At 69.3% G+C, this 1,134-nt stretch carries 1 protein-coding gene; it reads left to right on the top strand.

What is annotated here, in order from left to right; genetic code table 11:
- Positions 1–1,134: acyl carrier protein (locus FKN01_RS32200; RefSeq protein ID WP_143626178.1), on the top strand; the 1,134-nt coding region annotated here is incomplete at both ends.

Genomic DNA, 1,134 nt, shown 5'->3' with positions numbered 1-1,134 from the left:
GATCGACGTCACCGCGCTGCGGGCCCGTACCGACACCATCCCCGCACTCCTCCGCGACCTCGCACCCACCACCACCAGACGACCCGCCGCCCGCGCGGTGGCTGGAGCCGGAGACGGGCAGGAGCTGCTACGCAGCCTGGCGGGACTCGACGACGACGAGCGCGCCCATAAGCTCCTGGAGATGGTCCGCGGCCGAGTGGCCAAGGTGCTGGGCCACGCGTCGGCCCAGGCCATCGAGGCGGATCGGCCCTTCCAGGACCTCGGCTTCGATTCGCTGAGCGCAGTCGAACTCCGGAACGAACTGAACCTGACGACCGGGCTCAGGCTTCCCGCGACGCTCGTTTTCGACTACCCCACCTCACGGGCCGTAGCGGGGTACATCGACGGCGAGCTGGACGGAAGCGGGACGCGGGAGGCGGAACAGAGTGGCAGCAGCCTCGCCGTGCAGGCCCTGGACGACGAGCCGATCGTCATCGTGGGCATGGCGTGCCGCTACCCGGGCGGAGTGACTTCCCCCGACGACCTGTGGGATCTCGTCGCCGAAGGCCGTGACGCGGTTTCCGGATTTCCGCTCGACCGCGGCTGGGACATCGACGGCGTGTACGACCCCGAGCCGGGCGTGCCGGGCAAGACCTACGCGAACGAGGGCGGCTTCCTCTACGACGCCGGTGACTTCGATCCAGCGTTCTTCGGTATCAGTCCGAACGAGGCCCTGATCATGGACCCGCAGCAGCGCCTCCTGCTGGAGGCGTCGTGGGAGGTCTTCGAGCGGGCCGGCATCGATCCCCGGTCCCTGAAGGGGACCAGGACGGGTGTCTTCGCCGGTCTGATGTATCACGACTACGGCCAGGGAACGGAGGCCGCCGCGACCACAGGAGGCAGCCTGGTGTCAGGCCGTATCTCCTACACGCTGGGCCTCGAAGGGCCTTCCTTGACGGTGGACACGGCGTGCTCCTCGTCGCTCGTGAGCCTGCACTTGGCGGTCCAGGCGCTGCGGTCGGGCGAGTGCTCGATGGCGCTGGCGGGCGGCGTGGCCGTGATGTCCACCCCGGACATGTTCGTGGAGTTCAGCCGGCAGCGGGGGTTGGCGAAGGACGGGCGGTGCAAGTCGTTCGCGGGTGCCGCGGATGGTGC

The sequence above is a fragment of the Streptomyces sp. 130 genome, from assembly GCF_007096885.1.
Taxonomy (GTDB): Bacteria; Actinomycetota; Actinomycetes; order Streptomycetales; family Streptomycetaceae; genus Streptomyces.
The sequence above is the reverse complement of the archived record's forward strand: the minus strand, read 5'-3'. Positions and strand labels throughout refer to the sequence as shown.